The following is a 20,317-nucleotide window of genomic DNA, read 5'->3' on the forward strand; positions in this document are numbered from 1 at the left end:
CCCCCGCACGGCACCCCTTCCCCGGCCGCCGACCAGCCGTTCTACCTCCCGGTGGGCTCCCTCAAGGACGTGGTGGGGATCTATCCGGCCGGCCTGGGCCGCAGCTATACCGAGCTGGTCCGCCTGCAGCCGGCCTTCGCCCAGCGCGCCGTGCAGCTGGTCTCGGAGCTGCACCACAGCGGGTTCGCAATCCAGGAAGCCACCACGCCCATGGAGGCGGCCCTGGCCCTTCAGCACTGGACCTCCTCCCCGGAGGCACTGCGGGACATCCTCGCCGGCGCCCCGGAACGGACGACGGCGCTGCTCGCCAGGTTCCGGAACTGGGCCATGGGTGCCGTCCCCCAGGCGCAGCGGAAAGCGTCGGTCACCACGGAGGGCGCCGACGTCGGGCCCGTTGACTGGCTCCTTGCCCGCGGGCTGCTGGTTCCGCTGGACGCCGCCCACGTAGAACTGCCCCACAGCGTGGGGCTGGCCCTGCGCGGTGGCGCGATCATCAACGATTTCACCCTGGCGCCACCGGTCCCCGAGCTGGGCCGGACCACGGCGGCGCTGCGCAGGAATGCGGCCCTGAGCTCCATCTCGGAAACCCTGCGGCTGGTCTCGGAACTGCTGTATGCCGTCAGGGAACACCCGCTGGCCACGCTGCGCAGTGGAGGTGTGGGCGTCCGCGAGATACGCCGCCTGGCCGAGCACCTGCGGATTGACCAGGGTGCGGTAGGTCTGCTGCTGGAACTGTGCGGCCTGGCCGGGCTGATCCGGCTCGACGTCGACTCCTCATCGTGGGTGCAGCCGCCGCAGCTGGAATGGCTGGTCCTTCCCCGGCAGGAACAATGGCTGTGGCTGGTGAACGCGTGGCTGGCCAGCGAGCGCGTGCCGTCCATGGTGGGCCAGCCGGTGAATTCGGCGCCGGGCGCACCGGCCGGCCGGTCGGCGTCGGGAACCATCATCGCCGCACTGTCCGCCGGGGCGCAGCGGCCCGACGCCCCCGTGGTCCGCAAACGGATCCTGGAGATCCTGCACGAGCTCACCCAGCAGGCGGCCGCGTCCGACGGCGCCGCTCCCGTCCTTGACGCCGCCGCCGTCCTGCAGCGTGCGGAGTGGTCGCAGCCTCGGATGGCCCGGCGGTTCAGCTCACTCATCCGCGGGGTCCTGGCCGAAGCGGAGATGCTGGGCCTCGTGGGTTCGGGTGCCCTGAGCCAACTGGGCAGCGCCGTCGCCGAGGACGATCCTGATGCCGCCCTTGCCATCCTGGGCGAGCACCTGCCTGCGGCCCTGAACCATGTGCTGCTGCAGGCGGACCTGACCGCTGTGGCCCCCGGCTACCTGGCACCGTCGCTGACCGAAAAGCTCCTGGTCATGGCCGACGCCGAGGGGCAAGGTCCGGCCACCATCTACCGCTTCTCCGCGGAGTCCATCAAACGGGCACTCGACCACGGCTACGACGCCGCGGCCCTGCTGGCGTTTCTTCGCGAACACTCAGCCACCGCCGTGCCGCAGCCGCTGGAGTACCTGGTGGAAGACACAGCGTCCCGGCACGGCCGGCTCCGCGTGGGCCAGGCCGCCAGCTTCATCCAAAGCGACGACGAAGCAGCCCTGCGCGAGCTGCTGGCAGGACCGAAAGCCGCCCAGCTGGGCCTGGCCGGCCTGTCACCCACGGTTGTGACCTCATCGGCGCCGCCGCGCGAACTGGCCGCCGCACTCCGAAGCCTGGGACTGTCCCCGTCCGTGGACGGGGCCGAACCCGCGGCCCACCTGCGCCGGCCTTCCACGCCGCAGGAAAGCTCCCGCCCCGTCTACACCGCCCCGCGGATGGCGCCCCCGGCGGAGGAGGTTGAAGCCCAGCTGGGCGTCCTGCGGCAGGCGGGCGCCGGCGCCGGACACCACCCCGGCGCCGTTGCCGGCAGCGAGGCAGCCACCCAGCTGGGGCTTGAGGCCCTGCAAAGGGCCATCCGGCTGAAGCAGCGGATCCACATGAACGTGGTGGACAGCCTGGGGAATGCCAGCCTGGAGGTCGTTGTTCCGCTATCTGTCAGCGGGGGCAGGGTCCGTGTCTTCGATCCCGCCAAGGACACAGAACGGGTCCTGTCCGTGCACCGCATCATCGATATCGAGGCCGCAGAGGAACTGCGCCAGTGAAGGATCTCCCCGCGTGACCGACGGACCCCTGATCGTCCAAAGCGACAAAACCATCCTCCTTGAGGTGGACCACGAGCTGGCCACCGAAGCCCGGCACGCCATCGCGCCTTTCGCCGAGCTGGAGCGGGCACCCGAGCATATGCACAGCTACCGGCTGACCCCGCTGGGCCTGTGGAACGCACGGGCCGCCGGGCTGGACGCCGAAAAGGTACTGGACGCCCTGCTGAAGTACTCCCGCTTCCCCGTGCCGCACGCCCTGTTGATTGACGTCGCGGAAACCATGTCCCGGTACGGCAGGCTGCGGCTGGAAAAAGACCCCCGCCACGGGCTGGTCATGCGGACGGACGACTACCCCGTCCTGGAGGAAGTGATCCGGGCCAAGAAGATCGCGCCGCTGCTGGGACCCAGGATCGATGGCGAGACGGTGGTGGTGCACGCCTCCCAGCGCGGCCAGCTCAAGCAGCTGCTGCTGAAGATCGGCTGGCCGGCCGAGGACCTGGCAGGCTACGTGGACGGCACCCCGCACCTTATTTCCCTCAACGAGGACGGCTGGGAACTGCGGCCATACCAGCGCCTGGCCAGTGAAAACTTCTGGGCGGGCGGCAGCGGCGTGGTGGTCCTGCCCTGCGGTGCCGGCAAGACCCTGGTGGGAGCGGCGGCCATGGCCACTGGGTCCACCACCACGCTGATCCTGGTCACCAACACGGTGGCTGCCCGGCAGTGGAAGGACGAACTGATCAGGCGCACCTCCCTCACGGAGGATGAGGTGGGTGAATACTCCGGCGCCCTCAAGGAGGTCAGGCCGGTGACCATCGCCACCTACCAGATGCTCACCACCAGGCGCGGCGGCATCTACCCCCATCTGGAACTGGTGGACGGCCACGACTGGGGCCTGATCATTTATGACGAAGTCCACCTCCTCCCGGCACCGATCTTCCGGATGACCGCCGACCTGCAGGCCCGCCGCCGGCTTGGGCTCACCGCCACCCTGGTCCGGGAGGACGGGCGCGAGGGCGAGGTCTTCAGCCTGATCGGGCCCAAGCGCTATGACGCCCCATGGAAGGACATCGAGTCCCAGGGCTATATCGCGCCCGCGGACTGCGTGGAGGTCCGCGTGGACCTGCCAGGTGATGAACGCGTTGCCTATGCAATGGCCGATGATGCGGACAAGTACCGGCTCTGCGCTACCTCGGAGTCCAAGACCCAGGTAGTGGGGCAGCTGGTGGCACGGCACGCCGGGGAGCAGCTGCTGGTGATCGGCCAGTACATCGACCAGCTGGATGACCTTGGCGCACGCCTGAAGGCACCCGTGATCAAGGGCGATACCCCGGTCAAGGTACGGCAGAAGCTTTTTGACGCATTCCGTTCCGGGGAACTGCAGACCCTGGTGGTGTCCAAGGTGGCCAACTTCTCGATCGACCTGCCCGAAGCCTCGGTGGCCATCCAGGTGTCCGGCTCCTTCGGGTCACGGCAGGAGGAAGCGCAACGGCTGGGCCGGCTGCTGCGGCCCAAGAAGGACGGCCGCGCCGCCCGCTTCTACTCCCTGGTGGCACGGGACACCCTGGACCAGGATTTCGCCGCCAAGCGCCAACGGTTCCTTGCCGAGCAGGGTTATGCCTACCGGATCATGGACGCCAAGGACGTGCAGGCCGCGGAATAGCCCGCGGCCTGCACGTCCTCAGCTGATGCCCTCGGAGCTGTCACGCTCCATGGTTCCCGTCCGTGGGTCCAGCTGGGGGCGTTCGTAGGCCAGTTCGCCGCCGCTCCGGCCGCCATAGGGGCGGCCGTGGTCGGCGAATTCCTCCCGGAAGAAGGCAAGGCACCACTGCCCCATTTGGATCCTTGCCCCGGTCCGCAGTACGGAAGGCCCTGTCCTGGAGACACTTCCGCTGACCGGCCCGTATGGCACCAGGACGTACTCATCCTGCTCGTCGTGCCTGATTTCGGCGTGGAGTGCCTCCAGGCCCTCCAGCTGGACATCCGACCCGGGGCTGCCGCCTATGGTCGTGACCTCCCCGGAGAGGGCCACCTCCCGCGGGATCTGGCCGGTCCAGGTGGCGGAATCCTGAACAAAGATCAGCCGCGGCCGGCCGCCACCCCTGGCGTAGTGGGTGGTGGTGATGCGCCGGATGATGTTCCGCTGGACTGTGGGGACCAACGGCAAGGGCGTGGCTGGGGGCAGCAGTGGCATACCCCTGGGCCTCCGCCTTCCCTGCCTGACCAGCGGCAGCAGGGAGCCGAGCTTGCCCAGTTTGATATGGGGCGAGCGCGTCACCAGCCGCTGTGACGCCGGGCTGTCCACGTTGCCCAGGCTGAGGATGGTTCCGTCAGGTCCGGCAACGGTGACGCTGATCCCCTTGCGGGCCAGCAGTTCCGCCAGCGGTTTAATCTCTTCAAGCGATGGCAGGCCGCCGCCGGTCAGCGGGGCGAGGCCTTCCAGTGACAAGGTCACCTCCGTACCGGCGGCCTTGGCACGGCCGTTGGTGACAGCACCCGACCCGTCCGTGTACGAAAAGTCCAGATCGATGTCCAGACGGTTCTCCGCCATGTCCGTCAACCGCGGTTCGAGTCCGCTCCGGCGGCGTCCCGGTCACTGGTGGTGACGCGCAGGCTTCCGTTGAGCTTCCAGGTGGCACGCGGTGCGTCGGGGCCGATGTCACGCGGAACCTCAACGGTCATGTCGATGAACTGGTAGTTGATCGCGGCACCTTTGCCGGTGAGATAGGACCACATCTCCTCGGCAAGGTCCGCCCAGTCCCGGATGCTGCGTTCATTGGCAGCTGGTTTGTCAGTCGCACTCAGGTCAGTCATGATGGTCAATCCCCTTCGATGGGCCAGGAGCTATCGGAAAACTACCGGTGGTGGGATGGAGCCACGGAGCCACGGGGGTGCGGAAAAACAGCTGCCGGTGCTCCGTTGGAACGCTGGTGCCGGGCTTGCCCGCCCGGCAAGCATCACTGTATTCCCGCAGCAGGGGCGGGGGAAGACGCGGGACGCGGAACGTTCTTGCCGCGAATTGGGTTCCCGGGTGCGGAACGCCGCGTCCGGACGCACACTGGAAGCATGACTACAAGAATCGTCCCTGCCACGCCCGGACCCGGGCAGGAGTCGGTCTGGGACTATCCCCGGCCGCCGCGGATCGAGCCCAGCACTGAACGGATCCGCATCGTCCTGGGCGGTGAGCTGATCCTCGATACCACCGATTCGCTGCGCGTCCTCGAAACCAGCCACCCACCGGTGTACTACATCCTCAAGTCAGCATTCGCCGCCGGTTCCCTGGAGCCCGCCTCGGGCAGCAGCTTCTGCGAGTTCAAGGGTTCCGCGAAGTACCTGACCGTGCGTGGCGGCGGCAAGGAAGCGGACAGCGCCGCCTGGTCCTATCCCGAGCCGGCCTCCGGCTTCGAGGCACTCGCTGACCGGGTGGCGGTCTACCCCGGCCGGATGGATTACTGCGAAGTGGATGGCGAACGGGTGACGGCCCAGCCCGGCCGCTTCTACGGTGGCTGGATCACCAGCCGGGTGGTGGGCCCGTTCAAAGGCGAGCCGGGGACCATGGACTGGTGACCGCAAGCCCACCATCACCATGCTCACAACGAATATCCAGACAACTCCCAGAGACTGGGAGCATGATGGGAGCATGAACAAGAACGGTCCAGAAGCCCGGCTGCTCGTCGTTGATGATGAACCCAACATCCGCGAGCTCCTCTCCACGTCGCTCCGGTTCGCCGGCTTTGAAGTGGTTTCCGCCGCGAACGGCCGCGACGCCCTCGCCGCGGCCGATACCCACGCCCCCGACCTGGCCGTGCTGGACGTCATGCTCCCTGACATGGACGGCTTCACCGTGACCCGGCGGCTTCGTGCCTCCGGCAAGCACTTCCCCGTTCTCTTCCTGACCGCCAAGGACGACACGGAGGACAAGGTAACGGGCCTGACCGTGGGCGGCGACGACTACGTCACCAAGCCCTTCAGCCTCGACGAAGTGGTGGCCAGGATCCGTGCCGTGCTCCGCCGCACGCAGCCCCTGCTCGACGACGACGCGGTCATCCGCGTGGACGACCTCGAACTCGACGACGACGCCCATGAGGTGCGCCGTGGCGGCACCGTCATTGAGCTCTCCCCCACCGAGTTCAAGCTCCTGCGCTACCTCATGCTCAACCCCAACCGGGTCCTGTCCAAGTCGCAGATCCTTGACCACGTCTGGGAGTACAACTTCAACGGGGACGCGTCCATCGTGGAGTCCTACATCTCCTACCTGCGGCGGAAAGTGGACATCGACCCCGAGGCGCCGGCCCTGATCCAGACCAAGCGCGGCGTGGGCTACGTCCTGCGGACGGCCGAAAAGCGCTGACCTTGCTGAAGCGGTGGAAGTCGGCCTCACTCAGGTCGCAGCTGGTGGCCATGATCATGGCCCTGCTGATTGTGGCCCTGACAGTGACCGGTGCGGTGACTCTGACACTGCTGCACAGCTACCTTCAGGGCCAGGTGGATGACAAACTGAACGCCGCCGTCGACTCCGCCCGGAAACAACGCTCCTTCACCCAGCTGCAGGCTCCCAGCTCCATACCCACCGACTACTCGCTGATGCTCTTCGCGCCGGGCGAGCAGCCGTACACGTTCGGCGGTGATCCCGACGACCACCCGGACATCAGCTCCATGACGGTGGAACAGGCGCAGGCCCGCGACCTGGCCCCCTTCCAGGTCCGCGGGACGGACGGGGAGAACTGGCGCGTGGTGGCCGTGACGGTCCAGAACGGCCAAACCACTGCCGTGGTGGTAATTGGGCTGCCGCTGGAGAGCGTGGACGACGTCCTCAAGCATGCCACCCTGGTGGTTACCGGGGTGGGCCTGCTGACGCTGCTGCTGGCCTCGCTCATTGCGAGCTGGACCGTGTCGCGTTCCTTCCGGCCTCTTGCCAGGGTGGAAAAAACGGCCGCCGCCATTGCCGCCGGCGACCTCTCCCGCCGCGTGGAAGTGGAGAACCCCACTACAGAGCTGGGCCGGCTCAGCAGTTCGCTGAATGCCATGCTGGCGCATATTGAAACCGCCTTCGCAGCGCGGACCGCCTCCGAAGCCAGGATGCGCCGCTTTGCCGCCGACGCCTCCCACGAGCTGCGTACCCCACTGGTGACCATCCGCGGGTTCTCCGAGCTGTACCGCCACGGCGCCCTGGCTACGGACGAGGACGTGGCCACAGCCATGGGCCGGATCGAAAGCGAAGCCAAGCGCATGGGGTCGATGGTTGAGGACCTGCTCCTGCTGGCCCGCCTCGATGAGCAGCGGCCCCTGCAGCAGAAGCCGGTGGACCTGCAGCTGATCGCCCACGATGCCGTGGTGGACACGCAGGCGAGCGACCGTTCCCGGGTGATTTCACTGACCGGGCTCGACGGCGGACCGGCGGCACCTGCCCCGGTGCTCGGGGATGAGGCCAAGCTGCGCCAGGTGGTGGGAAACCTTGTGGGCAACGCCTTGCGCTACACCCCGGAGGGCAGTCCTATCGAACTCGCCGTTGGGGTGCGCAGTGCCGACGGCGGGGAGCGCTCCGTCATCGAAGTGCGGGACCACGGACCGGGCATTTCCGAAGAGGAGGCGGCCAAGGTCTTCGAACGCTTCTACCGTGCGGACACCTCCCGCACCAGGGAGACAGGTGGCAGCGGCCTGGGGCTAGCCATCGTGGCGGCAATCGTGGGATCCCACGGCGGCTCGGTGCGGGTGGAGAAGACCGACGGAGGCGGCGCCACCCTGGTGGTCAGCCTGCCGCGGCGTGAAGACCCACCCCGGCATGGCGGCGCAGACGGCCAGGAACCAGCCGGAAGCACCGCCGGCGCCAGGGGCAGCGACGGATCGGTTATCCACATATAGCCGGCCGGCAATGGCTCCGGCCCGCCGCCGCTCCATAGGCTCGTCCCAGCAGCCCGGAACCGCCGGGCGCGGGGGCCACTCCCCCGCCCTATCTGAGAGGCACAGCCATGAGCATCATTTCCGTCGACACAGAATTACTTCAGCTGAAGTCCGCCAACGTGCAGGCCACGGTGGACCGGATCAGCGCCGACGTGCAAACCATGAAACGCGGACTGGATGAACTCCAGGGTTCATGGCGGGGCTCCGCCGCCACCAACTTCCAGGCACTCGTCACCGAATGGACCATCACCCAGGGCCGGGTGGAGGCTTCACTGGCATCCATCAACACCGCCTTGGCCTCTGCCGCCGCCACCTATGCCCAGGCGGAGCAGGGGAACGCGCAGCGGTTCAGCTGACACCTGGGCTCAGGCCTCCGGAGTCCCCTGGTGGAACCGCAACCGCCAGCGGTCCCCATCGAGGACCCACAGCGAACTGCGGAGCGTAGTGCCGGATCGCGCAAAGCTTCGGTACGTCAGCAGGACCGCACTGGTGCCGATGCGCTCCGCACCCAGGATTTCAATGTCGGTCCGTTCCCCCGGGTCCTCTTCCAGGGCCATCATCATGGCGTCCCGGGTCCAGACCCTTCCGGAACTCCCGATTTCCATGAAGTCCGGGTGAAGGAGGACGGCGGTCCGCCCGATATCCCCCCGCACCAAGGCACCCAGCAGCTCACGTTCGAGCTCTTCCACCAGCGCCTCGGGCGGGACTGAGCCGGCCTGCTGGGTTGCCTCGGCCACTTCGAGGGCTTCGTTGTCCAGTTCGCTGAACAGGTCAAGTTCCTCGAAGGCCGGGACGGGCGCCGGAGTGGCCCGCGGCCTCCCCGAAGCATCAGCGCCACGGACTGCCTGAACGTCGCCAGGCGCCGCTGCAGGACGGGCCGGTGCGGCGGGCGGGATGTCCAGCGTGGCGGGCGGAAGGCCCGCGCCGGAGGCAGGCTGCGGGGCCGCGGCGCGCCCGGAGGTGCCCGGGTGCTGGCCGCCGGGGAAGCCTGGACCCGACCTTGCTGCCACTCCCTGCTGGTAGGCGGTTGCCGCAGCCCTGGCGCGCTCGTCGGCCGCCTCATTGAGGTCGTGGCCGGCGTGCCCCTTGACCCATTCGAAGGTGTAGGTCCTGCCGGCCAGTTCGCGGTCAAGTTCCTTCAGCAGTTCCACGTTCAGGACAGGCTTTCCATCGGCCTTGCGCCAGCCTTTGCGCTTCCATCCCGGCATCCATTTGGTAATGGAGTTGATCACGTACTGGCTGTCGCAAAGGATGCGCAGGTCTTCCCCGGGCAGGTGCGCTGTAGCGCGCAGGAGGTCAAGGACAGCCATCAGCTCCCCCTGGTTGTTGGTCCCGTGGGGCCATCCGCCGGCGCGCCAGCAATCGTCATTCACATACCAGGCCCATCCGGCCGGGCCGGGGTTTCCCAAGGCCGAACCATCAGCCGCTGCAGTAATCGTCACCGGTCCATCCTGCCAGAAGCGGCCGACAGCGGCCCGGCGAAGATGTGGGAAAACGTTTACCGAAAATTCTTGACGGGGGTGCCGGATGCGCGAAACAATCACAGCATCACATGAGAAAGCGGTTTCTCTCATCCTTGGACTACGCCGGGCGACCGTGCTGGGCCGCGCCGGAGAAGCCAACCCGGAAGGAACATCAATGACGATTCCAGTCGTAAGCCGCCGCAGTTTCCAGCTTGGCGCTGCCGCCCTTGCCCTGTCCATCCTGGCCACAGGCTGCGGAGCCCCGGGCGGATCGGGCGACAACGGCCAGGTAACCCTGCGGTTCGCATGGTGGGGCAACGAGTACCTCAACGGACAGACAGACAAGGTCATCGCCGCGTTTGAGGCGTCCCATCCAAACATCAAGGTCAAGGCCGAGCCCGGCGAATGGTCCAGCTACTGGGACAAGCTGGCCACAAAGACCGCCGCCAACGATGCGCCCGACGTCATTCAGATGGACCAGAAGTACATCGCCGAATACGGCGGCCGCGGCGCCCTCATGGACTTGTCCAAGCAGGACGGCATCGACACGTCGAAACTGGACAAGGAAGCCCTCGCGTCCGGCCAGTACAGCGGCGCACAGTATGGCCTGAGCACAGGCCAGAATGCCTACGTCATCATGGCCAACACCAAGGTATTTGAAGCGGCCGGCATACCCGTCCCGGATGACAAGACGTGGACATGGAAAGAATTCATGGACACCGCCGCGAAGCTCAGCGCCGCGAGTGACGGGAAGACCTATGGTGCCGCCTACGGCAGCAACGAGGCCGACCTGATCATCTGGCTGCGCCAGCACGGGGAAAACCTCTACTCCGCTGACGGCAAGCTCGGCTTCGAGGCCGGCACGGCCGCCTCCTTCTGGGAACGGCTCAAGGAACAACGCGATTCCAAGGCCAGCCCGCCGGCGAACGTGGCGACGGAAGACGGCGGGGCCAGCCTTGAGCAAAGCCTCTTCGGCACCAACCGGGTGGGTATGGCCTGGTGGTGGACCAACCAACTTGGATCGCTTGAGGCCACCACCGGCAGCAACATCAAAATGCTGCGCGCTCCGAGCGTCGACGGCGCGGCGGCCAGTAACGGCATGTACTACAAGCCGACGATGTTCTGGTCCGCCTCATCCCGTTCAAAGCATCCCAAGGAAGCCGCGGAGTTTATCAACTACCTCACCAACAGCCCGGAGGCCGGGGCCATCCTGATGACGGACAGGGGGGTACCCACCAACAGCGACATCGTTTCCAGCATCACGTCCTCGCTCAAGCCGGCAGACACCACCGTGGTGGGGTTCCTGAAGGACATTGCGCCGGATATCAAGGACGCGCCCCCGGTTCCTCCTGTGGGTGCGGGAAGCGTCCAGAATGTCATCAAGCGCTACACGGATGAAGTGCTGTATGACCGGCAGACCCCCCAGGCTGCCGCCGAAGCCTTCAAGAAGGAAGTCCAGGGGATGCTGGATTCGGCCAGGAAGTAGATCCCGGCAGCGGGACAAAAAAGTGCGGCCCCCTCGGAAGAGGGGGCCGCACTTTCGTAATTGGCGGGGCAGGTCCCGGCCGGGAGGCTTAGAAGCCGCCCATGCCGCCCATGCCGCCCATGTCGTCGCCACCGGCGGGGGCAGAAACCTTCTCCGGCTTGTCAGCCACCACTGCTTCGGTGGTGAGGAACAGGCCGGCGATCGAGGCAGCGTTCTGCAGGGCAGAGCGGGTCACCTTTACTGGGTCGTTGACGCCGGCAGCCAGCAGGTCGACGTACTCGCCGGTTGCTGCGTTCAGGCCGTGGCCTGCGGGCAGGCCGCGGACCTTGTCGACAACTACGCCAGGCTCCATGCCGGCGTTGAAGGCGATCTGCTTCAGCGGAGCGTCGATGGCAACGCGGACGATGTTGGCGCCCGTTGCTTCGTCGCCGGAGAGCTGAAGGTTGGCAAATGCCTTGGCACCGGCCTGGATCAGGGCCACGCCGCCACCGGCGACGATGCCTTCTTCAACTGCAGCCTTGGCGTTGCGCACGGCGTCTTCAATGCGGTGCTTGCGCTCCTTGAGCTCAACCTCGGTTGCAGCTCCGGCCTTGATAACTGCAACGCCGCCGGCCAGCTTGGCCAGGCGCTCCTGCAGCTTCTCGCGGTCGTAGTCGGAGTCGGAGTTCTCGATCTCGGCGCGGATCTGGGACACGCGGCCGGCGATCTGGTCGGCGTCGCCGGCACCTTCGACGATGGTGGTCTCGTCCTTGGTGACAACAACCTTGCGGGCCTGGCCCAGGAGCTCCAGGCCGGCAGTCTCCAGCTTGAGGCCAACTTCCTCGGAGATGACCTGGCCGCCGGTGAGGACGGCGATGTCGGCGAGCTGGGCCTTGCGGCGGTCACCGAAGCCGGGAGCCTTGACGGCGACGGACTTGAAGGTGCCGCGGATCTTGTTCACGATCAGGGTGGCCAGGGCCTCGCCCTCGATGTCCTCGGCAATGATCAGCAGCGGCTTGTTGGACTGCATGACCTTTTCCAGGACAGCAACCAGTTCCTTGACGTTGGAGATCTTGGAGTTGACGATCAGGATGTACGGATCCTCGAGGACCGTTTCCTGGCGCTCAGCGTCGGTGACGAAGTAGGCGGAGATGTAACCCTTGTCGAAGCGCATGCCTTCGGTGAGTTCCAGCTCCAGGCCGAAGGTGTTGGACTCCTCGACCGTGATGACGCCTTCCTTGCCAACCTTGTCCAGGGCTTCGGCGATAAGGGCACCAATCTCGTCGTCACCGGCGGAGATGGAGGCGGTAGCCGCGATCTCTTCCTTGGTTTCGATTTCCTTGGCGGAGTTCAGCAGCTCGGCGGTGACGGCCTCAACAGCCTTTTCGATACCGCGCTTGAGGGACAGCGGGTCGGCGCCGGCGGCAACGTTGCGCAGGCCTTCCTTGACCAGGGCCTGGGCCAGGACGGTTGCCGTGGTGGTGCCGTCACCGGCAACGTCGTCGGTCTTCTTGGCAACTTCCTTGACCAGCTCTGCGCCGATCTTCTCGTAGGGATCGTCCAGCTCGATCTCCTTGGCGATGGAAACACCATCGTTGGTGATCGTGGGGGCGCCCCACTTCTTTTCGAGGACGACGTTGCGTCCACGCGGGCCGAGGGTGACCTTAACGGCGTCGGCGAGGGTGTTCAGGCCACGCTCAAGGCCGCGGCGTGCCTCTTCATCAAATGCAATGATCTTGGCCATAACGGCAGTAGTCCTTTCGGGACAGTCGTTAAGAATGAACCTTCGCTGCAGTGCCCGCGACGGACGATCCTTTGCCGGCGGCCTCTGTATGCCTCCGGGCGGGGATCTCACTGAAGTGAGGTGTTTCTTTCGCTCCTCGACCGGTGCCGTGCGCCGCCGGCCGGAACCAGGCATTGCTTTAGCAGTCGGTGCGTCAGAGTGCTAAGTCAATAATTAGCACTCCCCAGGTGAGAGTGCAAGCGAAAAGACGCGTGACACCCCGCAGGACGGGGCCGCTTCGCCCAGGGCGATCAGCCGGAGTGGCCCGCTGTCTCCCGGCCGGACAGCGAGGGGTTGTTGTCGGGTCCGAAGGTGTACACGGAGAAGAGGGCCGTGGTGATATCGCCCTTGGCATCGAAGGCCACCGGGCCCGATTCGCCGTCGTAGTTGATGTCCGGGCCGGCAGCAAGGCCGCCCAGGCACTCCTTGTAGCTCAGGCATGGGGCGGCTGGCACTCCGGCGCCGGGGCCGGCTGCCCCTCCGGAGACGGCAATCAGGTTGCCGGCAATGGAGCGTCCGGCGTCATCCTGGGCACGTGCTCCGGCGAGGGCCGCCAGCGTGACGGCGTCGTAGGTTTCGGCAGCGTAGGAGACGTCCTTGAGGGCAGGGTCCACCGCCAGCAGTTTTGACTGGAAGGCAGCGGTGGGCAACTGTCCGGGGACGACGGCGCGTGTGCCCTCGAGGGTCCCGGAGCCGAGCCTGGAGCCGTACCGGGCAAACGCGCCGTCGCTGAGGATGATCCGTGAACCGGTGAGGCCGGCGCTGTCCAGCCCGGCCAGGGCGTCCTGCGCGCCCTCGCGGGCAATCAGGACGACGGCGTCAGGCTTGGCCTTTGCGGTGGAGCGCGCGGTTTCGGCGGCGGCACCGTCCTTGAAGCCGGCCCCGGGCAGGACCGTGAGTCCGGACTTTGTCGCAGCGTCCGTGACGGCAGCGGAGAGGTCCTTGCCGTAGGAGCCTTCCTGGTACAGCACACTGATGGTGGCGGCCCCGGAGTCCTTGGCGAGTTTGGCCAACACGGGGCCCTGGGCGACGTCGGCTGCGGCGGTGCGGAAATAGTAGCCTCCGCTGGCGAGCCCTGACAGGCCTGCAGCTGTGTTGGCCGGCGAGATGACCGGTATGCGCGCGTGGGACAGAACGTCCACCGCGGCGGCCGCATGGCTGGAATCGGTGGGTCCGATCACCACATCCGCTTTGGCGGCGGCGAGGTCCTTCGCTTGCTTTCCCGTGTCCTGGTCCGGGTGCACCGGGAGGAGCTCCACCGGCCGGCCTTTGTGTCCACCGGCGGCGTTGATGTCCTGGATGGCGAGCTTGGCGGCAGCCAGCTGGGGCGCGTTAAGGAAGGCATTGTCACCGGCATTGTCCAGGATCATCCCCACCCGCAGCACGCCGTCGCCGGAGGCCTCCGCCGTTTCCACCCTGGCGTTGCCGCCGGTACCGGCGCATGCTGTCATCGAAAGAACTGCTGCCGCGGACAGGGCGAGGGCCGCCCGGATGCGGCCATCTCGCCGCAGAGCAGGCATCACTGGGCCGGCCGGACGTTTTCCGCCTGCGGACCCTTTTCGCCCTCGCCCACATCGAGCTGCACCCGCTGCCCCTCGGCCAGGGCACGGTACCCCTCCCCCTGGATTGCGGACCAGTGGACAAAAATGTCATCACCGGAGCCGTCAACGGTGATGAAGCCGTAGCCCTTTTCAGCGTTGAACCATTTCACGGTTCCCAGTGCCATGATGAACAACTCTTTCCGTTTGGGGCCAGGTGGAGACCGGACCGGCGTTACTGGACGGCGTGCGGCTACCGGTAACCCGGGCCCAGGACCACAACGAGCGGCGACTGGAATTCGGTACTGTCCACCACGGTGGGGATGTTCAGCAGACCGGCAAGCGCCTGGGCGCTGGCCAGGTGCTGGGGGCCCGCGTAGAAAATCACGGAGGACTTTTGCGGGGCTCCGGACCAGTTACCAACCTGGCCGAGCCGCCAACCGTCACCCTGGACGGTTCCGCCTACCCGGCTGGCCAGCCCCGCCGTACCGGCGGCGTTGTAGATGGCAACGGCCTGGGTCCTGTCGACGACGGCCTGCTGGCTGGCAGGGGCCGTGGACTCCGGAGAGAGGGCGGCGTCCTGGGTTGGCTCGGAAGAAGCGGAGGGCACCGTGGAAGCCACGGGCGCGGAAGCGGAAGGCGTGGCCGAAGGGGCTGTGCCGGTGCCGGCCAGCGGAGCTGACTCCACGCTGGCCGAGGCCTGGCTGGCGGTGGTGTTGAAGCCAAGTTTGGGAAGGATCAGGAAGGACACCAACCCTATGGCCAAGGCCGCCACTCCCATCGCCAGGATGGGCCACAGCCGCACGCGGGACGGGGCCGAGGCCGTCCGGTGGACACCTTGTCGCGACGCAGCCTCCGGGACTTTGTCGAATTCATCGCGGGCGTATCTGGTCATGGTGGAAGGACATCCTTGTTGATTGCGGCTGTTGTCCCGGCCTGGGGCGTCTTAAGCGTCGGATCCCAGGCGCCGGGCAGTACGTGCACGGTGGCGCGACGTACGTAGTCTACGCAATCTCTTGACCAGCATGGGATCGTGGGCGAGCGCATCCTCGCGGTCGATCAATGCGTTCAGGAGCTGGTAGTAATGGGTGGCGGAGAGGTCAAACAGGTCACGGATGGCCTGCTCCTTGGCTCCCGCGTACTTCCACCACTGCCGTTCCAGCGCCAGCATCTGTTGTTCACGCTCGGACAGGGAGGACTCACGAAGGGTGAAATCCGCCAGGAGGGAGTTCCCTGGATCCTGCTCCGGCAGGTGTTCCCGGGCCGGTTCCGCCACGGCGCACTCCTTCGCTGGTAGGGGTCAATGTCTTACCCCTATGCTAGCCGCCGAATAACAAGGGTGTCATTTACGCCCGCCCGGCTGGATGTTCCCGGCCGGCCCTGCTCCGTCCCTGCAACAATGGAACGATGGTTGAATCGGATGCCCTCTTCGAGCTGCAGCAGGACCCTGCGGACGCCGCCGGCTTCGCCGATCTGGCGCAGCTGCCACTGGCAGAGCTGATGGCTCCGGACTGGGCCTCGGCGCTGCAAGGCGTCGAAGCCCAGCTCCGGAAGGTCCTGGCGTTCCTCGCAGACGAAGAGGCGGCCGGGCACCAGCTCCTGCCGCCGCCGTCGAACGTCCTGCGCGCCTTCCGCCAGCCCTTCGCGGACGTGAAGGTCCTCATCGTGGGGCAGGACCCCTACCCCACGCCGGGACACGCCGTCGGCCTGTCGTTTTCGGTTGACCCGCACGTCCGGCCCCTCCCCCGCAGCCTGGTCAACATTTACCGGGAGCTGGAGTCGGACTTGGGTATTCCCCCGCGCGTTCATGGGGATTTGTCCGCGTGGACGGAGCAGGGGGTGCTGCTCCTGAACCGGGTGCTCACCGTCCGGGCCGGCGCGGCGGGCTCCCACCGGGGCAAGGGCTGGGAGGAAATTACGACGGCGGCAGTCACCGCACTGGCCGCCCGCAAGTCCCCGGACGGGTCAGGGATGCCGCTGGTGGCGGTGTTGTGGGGCAAGGAGGCTGAGGGCGTCCGGCCGCTCCTGGGCGGGGCTCCCGCGGTCACCAGCCCGCACCCCAGTCCGCTGTCCGCGTCCCGCGGGTTCTTTGGTTCCAGGCCGTTCAGCCGCGTAAACCAGCTGCTCCGGGAACAGGGTGCGCGGGACGTAACCTGGGAACTCCCGCCGCTGCCCTAGCTAGGCTTGCCTTATGAGCACTGTCCCCGCCGCCACCAGCGCAACCAAGAAGAGCCGTCCGCAGGTCAACCTCACCGTGCTGCGGAAGGAACAGCTCTCCCCGCACATGGTCCGGATCGTGGCCGGCGGAGAGGGCTTCGGTGATTTCGTCAACAACGGGTTCGTTGACCGTTACGTGAAGATCGTCTTTCCACAGCCCGGCGTGGAGTACCCCTCCCCGCTGGATCTCTGGACGGTGCGGGAAACCATGCCGCGTGAGCAGTGGCCGTTCACCCGCACCTATACGCTGCGCTGGGTGGATCCCGGGGCCCGGGAGCTGGCCATCGACTTTGTGGTCCACGGCGATGAAGGGTTCGCCGGTCCGTGGGCGGCCAACGCCCAGCCGGGTGAGCCGTTGATCTTTACCGGCCCGGGCGGCGCGTACAATCCCAACCCCGGGGCCGACTGGTACCTCTTTGCCGGTGACGAGGCGGCCCTGCCCGCCATCGCCGCCTGCATCGAGTCACTGCCGGCAGGGGCAACCGGGCTGGCCTTCCTGGAGGTCGGATCCGAGGCGGACATCCAGCCGATTGCCGCCCCGGCAGGACTGCACATCACCTGGCTGCCCCGCAACGGCGCTCCGGCGGGTTCCAGCGACCTGCTGGTGAACGCAGTGGCGGACGCGGAATGGCCCGATGGCACGGTGGATGTCTTTGCGCACGGCGAACGCGGCTACATGAAAGCCCTGCGCGAGGTCCTGTTCAAGCAGCGCGGACTGGAGCGCCGGCAGGTGTCCCTCTCCGGGTACTGGGCGCAGGGCCGGGTAGAGGACGACTTCCAGGCCGAGAAGAAGCTTCCGGTCGGCCAGATCTAGCCTGGACAGGCGGCCGTGGCCTAGCGGCGGCGGGCCCGGCGCCGCTCGTTGCTTGCCAGGCTGCGGGTCAGTGGACGGGCCAGCACGTCGCCCAGCACAATCCCGCCCGCCGTGCCCAGCACAATGGCGCCGGCGCTGAGCATCCCGCCGGCACCGGCCAGGACTTCAGACTCCTCAACGGTGAGCACATACATGGACCGGAAAATCGTGAGGCCCGGCAGCAGGATGAGTGCCGCGGGGACTGCCACCACCAGCTGCGGTGCGCCCATGCGCAGGGCTACCACCCGTGCCAGCAGGCCAATGACGACGGCGGCCATGGCAGGTGCAAACCGGTCCCCGATGCCCAGCTGGCCGCAGCCGAGCAGCACCAGGTAGCCGGCCACGCCCACGGCTGCCGTGGGCAGCAGGAGCTTCCACGTGGTCTGTTCCGTGATGCCGATGGCCATGACAGCGGCGGCCACGAAGAGGATCAGGACCCACAGATCGTAGGCGGGCGGGAAGGTCTGCGTGACGTCGATGCGCTGCAGCCCGGTCAACTCCCCCACCACGAAGGCCACAGCGATTCCCGCCACGATGGCGCCGAAGGTCAGCAGGGTGGACAGGAACCGGCCCGCCGCGGTCACGGGGAAGCCGTTGATGGCGTCCTGCACGGAGGACACCAGGCGCCCGGTGGGCAGGAGGAGCAGGATGCCGCCCACCACCACGATGGACGGCGACGTGGTGAGCCCCAGCTGCCAGAGCAGCAGCGCCAGCATGGTGACCACGAAAGAGCAGCTCGCGGTGATGAAGAAGTCAGGAACCCGCCAGCGTCCCAGCTGCCGGGCCAGCAGGCTGATGCCGATATTGGCCACGAACGCGATCACCGACGACACCGGCCCGCCGCCCAGCACCCCCACGAACACCGCGGCGAAAATGCCGAACGCCACGGTGACCATCCACCGCGGGTAGGGCTTGGGGCTGGTGATGGCCTCGTTGAGCCTGCGGATTGCTTCGTCACGGCCCACACCCCCGGCCACGATGTCGGTGACCAGCTGGTGCACCTTGGCCAGCCCGGCGTAGTTGTTGGTCCAGGACCGCACCACGCGCAGCAGGGCGATGGGGGTCTGGTCCTTGGGCGCGTAGTTGATGCCCACGGACTGGTTGGTGATGTCCACTTCGATGTTCTTCAGCCCCAGGGCCGCAGTGACCGCGATGATGCTGGTTTCGACTTCCAGGGCGCCCGCGCCGTAGCGGAACATGGTCTCAGCCAAGTGCAGGGCGAAGTCCAGGGTTTTGCGCGCGGACGTATCCACGCCGCCCACCTGGATGGTGGGGTTGGCGTACGGGCTGCCCGCCAGCCGGTCCACGATGCTCAGCGGAGCCGTGGGAGGATTCTCGCCCTGCACCAGGCGGCGCAGCATCCTCTTGGCGGCGGCGTCCTGCCGAAGCTGTGCAGGGGTCAGCGGTTCAGTCTTGGGCAGGCCATCAGTCTTCGGCCTGGACCCTGGCCGTTCGGGCCGGTTGGTCATGCCCGTTTCCTCCCTGTGCGCGGTTGATGGACTCTCAGGATGCGCGCTTCAGCGGCAGTTTACCCAGCAGTGTGCGGGCGGCAGCGGCAGCGGACCTGGCCAGCCGGTTGGCGTGGAAGACGGCGGGGCGGACCGGGAGGACGAAGTCCCCCACCAGCTGGACCACTTCCCCGCCGAATCCCTTCTTGAATTCGTAGCCGCCGTGGCCTTCCTCGTCCTGCCCGGAGATGCCGAACGTGCCGTAGAAGTTGTACCGCGGGTAGCCCTTCTCCAGGGCGTGCAGCATCATTCCCCAGTAAAGGGAGGTTGCGCCGTTGAAGTAGATGTAGTCCTGGACGGTGCCGCCGATCACGCACACCACCTCGTCGCCGTAGCAGACGAAGTGGATGGCCGCGACGGTGGCCGTTCCCACGGAGTCGGGGAAGCGTTCGATGTCCTTCAGGCTCCGCTCGTAGCTGTCCACCAGGTCCTGGACCACTTTGAGCCGGTTGGCCTTCTTCTTGCTGCCGGTCTCCTCCACCTCGCGGCGGAGGTCCGCCGCTGTGGCCGACTCCGCGGCCAGCCGTTCGGTGATGGATTTGCGGTAGGCCGGGATGTCGATCTTGGCCATCATCAGCTTGGTGAACTCTGTGGAGGTGGTGCGGAGCAGGTTCTCGTAGTAGGCGCGTTCGCGGTACACGAACCCTTTTTCGTCGCCTGCCCGGCTCAGGGCGCCGTAGAAATCGTCGAGGGTTTCCAGGGTGGCCTGTTCGAGGAAGACGCCGTTCTTTTCCGCCTTGCGGATGGCTTTGCGGGTGCGGTAGCTGGTGCCCATGATCAGTTCTTCGGCGTCCTGGATCCCCACCAGGTTCTTGATGAACATCCAGTTGACGTTGATGAAGTTCATGTCCAGGCCCTGGTGCTGGAATCCGAGCTGTTCCAGGTCCGCCACCAGCGGCCTGTTGTCTTCGACGTCCGGGTGTTCGGCGCCATCAGCGTCGCGTGCGATGTACCTGATGTTCGGCGAGATCCGCAGTTCAGCCGCCTTGCGCTCAGCGGCATGGTTGCGGAGAAGCCCGACGACGGCGCGCACCAGGTCCCGGTCCGAGTAGTCCATGAGGGGGCCCTTGGCACACTCGCAGACGGTGTAGCCCAGGCGGGTGGTGGTGTAGTTGAGCTTTCCTGCGGCCACGAGTTCGCCGTCGCGACGGACCCCGAAGAGTTCCACCTGCTGGCCCCGGGCACGCTGGAAGCGGGCGAAGTCGTTGGACTGCAGGAAGCTGTTCTGCGGGTGCTTCAGGGCGAAGGCCTCGAATTCGGCGTCGCTGAGGTTGGCGTATTCAAGCCCGGTCGCGGCGGAAACTGGATTCAAGGGGTGACCTTCTTCTGGACTCTTCGCGGCCTGTGGGCACGCACTGGGTGGAGGGTGTTCAGGGTGGAGGGTGTTCAGGGCGGACGGCGTTCGGGCCGGCCGGGTTCCCGCAGCGTACGGGCCGCGCGGGGCGCTCAGGAGAGG

19 protein-coding genes are annotated in these 20,317 nt (G+C 66.9%); 9 read left to right on the forward strand and 10 right to left on the reverse strand.

Going from position 1 to position 20,317, the window contains the following annotated elements:
- A partial coding sequence (locus BACI349Y_RS15350) for a helicase-associated domain-containing protein (RefSeq protein ID WP_159632855.1) occupies positions 1–2,136 on the forward strand: 2,136 nt, incomplete at its 5' end.
- Between the two features lie 13 nt (positions 2,137–2,149).
- Positions 2,150–3,796 carry a DNA repair helicase XPB gene (locus BACI349Y_RS15355; protein ID WP_159632856.1) on the forward strand — a complete coding sequence of 549 codons (1,647 nt, stop codon included), beginning with the start codon at positions 2,150–2,152 and terminating at the stop codon, positions 3,794–3,796.
- An 18-nt stretch (positions 3,797–3,814) separates the two neighbouring features.
- Here BACI349Y_RS15355 and BACI349Y_RS15360 read toward each other — a convergent pair whose 3' ends face one another.
- Together BACI349Y_RS15360 and BACI349Y_RS15365 are read right to left on the reverse strand one after the other, a co-directional pair.
- Positions 3,815–4,684: an FHA domain-containing protein gene (locus BACI349Y_RS15360; protein WP_159632857.1), complete on the reverse strand. Its 870-nt coding sequence runs from the start codon at positions 4,682–4,684 to the stop codon at positions 3,815–3,817.
- A gap of 5 nt (positions 4,685–4,689) precedes the next feature.
- On the reverse strand, positions 4,690–4,947 hold the full coding sequence (locus BACI349Y_RS15365; RefSeq protein ID WP_159632858.1) for a hypothetical protein: 258 nt from the start codon (positions 4,945–4,947) through the stop codon (positions 4,690–4,692).
- A gap of 252 nt (positions 4,948–5,199) precedes the next feature.
- On the opposite strand from BACI349Y_RS15365, the gene BACI349Y_RS15370 reads away from it, so the two are divergent.
- The 4 genes from BACI349Y_RS15370 (at position 5,200) to BACI349Y_RS15385 (ending at position 8,390) form a co-directional block, all read left to right on the forward strand.
- Entirely contained in the window at positions 5,200–5,700 is a 501-nt protein-coding gene (locus tag BACI349Y_RS15370) for a DUF427 domain-containing protein (RefSeq protein WP_159632859.1), read from the forward strand.
- A 73-nt stretch (positions 5,701–5,773) separates the two neighbouring features.
- On the forward strand, positions 5,774–6,484 hold the full coding sequence (locus BACI349Y_RS15375; protein ID WP_056331118.1) for a response regulator transcription factor: 711 nt from the start codon (positions 5,774–5,776) through the stop codon (positions 6,482–6,484).
- 2 nt (positions 6,485–6,486) lie between these two features.
- Positions 6,487–7,995, forward strand: coding sequence for a sensor histidine kinase (locus tag BACI349Y_RS15380; protein ID WP_159632860.1), 1,509 nt, complete (start codon positions 6,487–6,489; stop codon positions 7,993–7,995).
- A 107-nt stretch (positions 7,996–8,102) separates the two neighbouring features.
- Entirely contained in the window at positions 8,103–8,390 is a 288-nt protein-coding gene (locus tag BACI349Y_RS15385; RefSeq protein WP_159632861.1) for a WXG100 family type VII secretion target, read from the forward strand.
- 9 nt (positions 8,391–8,399) lie between these two features.
- Here BACI349Y_RS15385 and BACI349Y_RS15390 read toward each other — a convergent pair whose 3' ends face one another.
- Complete coding sequence (locus BACI349Y_RS15390) at positions 8,400–9,476, reverse strand: ribonuclease HI family protein (protein WP_159632862.1); 1,077 nt, start codon at positions 9,474–9,476, stop codon at positions 8,400–8,402.
- A gap of 196 nt (positions 9,477–9,672) precedes the next feature.
- Here BACI349Y_RS15390 and BACI349Y_RS15395 point away from each other — a divergent pair, with 196 nt between their 5' ends.
- Positions 9,673–10,983 carry an ABC transporter substrate-binding protein gene (locus BACI349Y_RS15395; RefSeq protein WP_159632863.1) on the forward strand — a complete coding sequence of 437 codons (1,311 nt, stop codon included), beginning with the start codon at positions 9,673–9,675 and terminating at the stop codon, positions 10,981–10,983.
- 88 nt (positions 10,984–11,071) lie between these two features.
- Here BACI349Y_RS15395 and groL read toward each other — a convergent pair whose 3' ends face one another.
- The 5 genes from groL to BACI349Y_RS15420 all read right to left on the reverse strand — a co-directional run bounded on the left by groL (position 11,072) and on the right by BACI349Y_RS15420 (position 15,559).
- Positions 11,072–12,706: a chaperonin GroEL gene (groL, locus tag BACI349Y_RS15400; RefSeq protein ID WP_159632864.1), complete on the reverse strand. Its 1,635-nt coding sequence runs from the start codon at positions 12,704–12,706 to the stop codon at positions 11,072–11,074.
- 290 nt (positions 12,707–12,996) lie between these two features.
- On the reverse strand, positions 12,997–14,196 hold the full coding sequence (locus BACI349Y_RS15405) for an ABC transporter substrate-binding protein (RefSeq protein WP_236560855.1): 1,200 nt from the start codon (positions 14,194–14,196) through the stop codon (positions 12,997–12,999).
- Positions 14,197–14,264: 68 nt separating this feature from the next.
- Positions 14,265–14,471: a cold-shock protein gene (locus BACI349Y_RS15410; protein ID WP_141180812.1), complete on the reverse strand. Its 207-nt coding sequence runs from the start codon at positions 14,469–14,471 to the stop codon at positions 14,265–14,267.
- Between the two features lie 65 nt (positions 14,472–14,536).
- Positions 14,537–15,178, reverse strand: a complete 642-nt coding sequence (locus BACI349Y_RS15415) for a LytR C-terminal domain-containing protein (RefSeq protein ID WP_159632866.1) — start codon at positions 15,176–15,178, stop codon at positions 14,537–14,539.
- A gap of 51 nt (positions 15,179–15,229) precedes the next feature.
- On the reverse strand, positions 15,230–15,559 hold the full coding sequence (locus BACI349Y_RS15420) for a DUF3263 domain-containing protein (RefSeq protein ID WP_159632867.1): 330 nt from the start codon (positions 15,557–15,559) through the stop codon (positions 15,230–15,232).
- A 131-nt stretch (positions 15,560–15,690) separates the two neighbouring features.
- On the opposite strand from BACI349Y_RS15420, the gene BACI349Y_RS15425 reads away from it, so the two are divergent.
- Positions 15,691–16,461, forward strand: coding sequence for a uracil-DNA glycosylase (locus tag BACI349Y_RS15425; protein WP_159632868.1), 771 nt, complete (start codon positions 15,691–15,693; stop codon positions 16,459–16,461).
- A gap of 13 nt (positions 16,462–16,474) precedes the next feature.
- A complete protein-coding gene (locus tag BACI349Y_RS15430; RefSeq protein ID WP_159632869.1) occupies positions 16,475–17,314 on the forward strand; it encodes a siderophore-interacting protein in 840 nt (279 codons plus the stop codon).
- Positions 17,315–17,334: 20 nt separating this feature from the next.
- Here BACI349Y_RS15430 and BACI349Y_RS15435 read toward each other — a convergent pair whose 3' ends face one another.
- Positions 17,335–18,822, reverse strand: a complete 1,488-nt coding sequence (locus BACI349Y_RS15435; RefSeq protein WP_159632870.1) for a threonine/serine ThrE exporter family protein — start codon at positions 18,820–18,822, stop codon at positions 17,335–17,337.
- 34 nt (positions 18,823–18,856) lie between these two features.
- Entirely contained in the window at positions 18,857–20,173 is a 1,317-nt protein-coding gene (locus BACI349Y_RS15440; RefSeq protein WP_159632871.1) for a peptidoglycan bridge formation glycyltransferase FemA/FemB family protein, read from the reverse strand.
- Positions 20,174–20,317 lie beyond the last annotated feature (144 nt).

The organism is Arthrobacter sp. 8AJ (assembly GCF_902506025.1).
GTDB lineage: Bacteria > Actinomycetota > Actinomycetes > Actinomycetales > Micrococcaceae > Arthrobacter.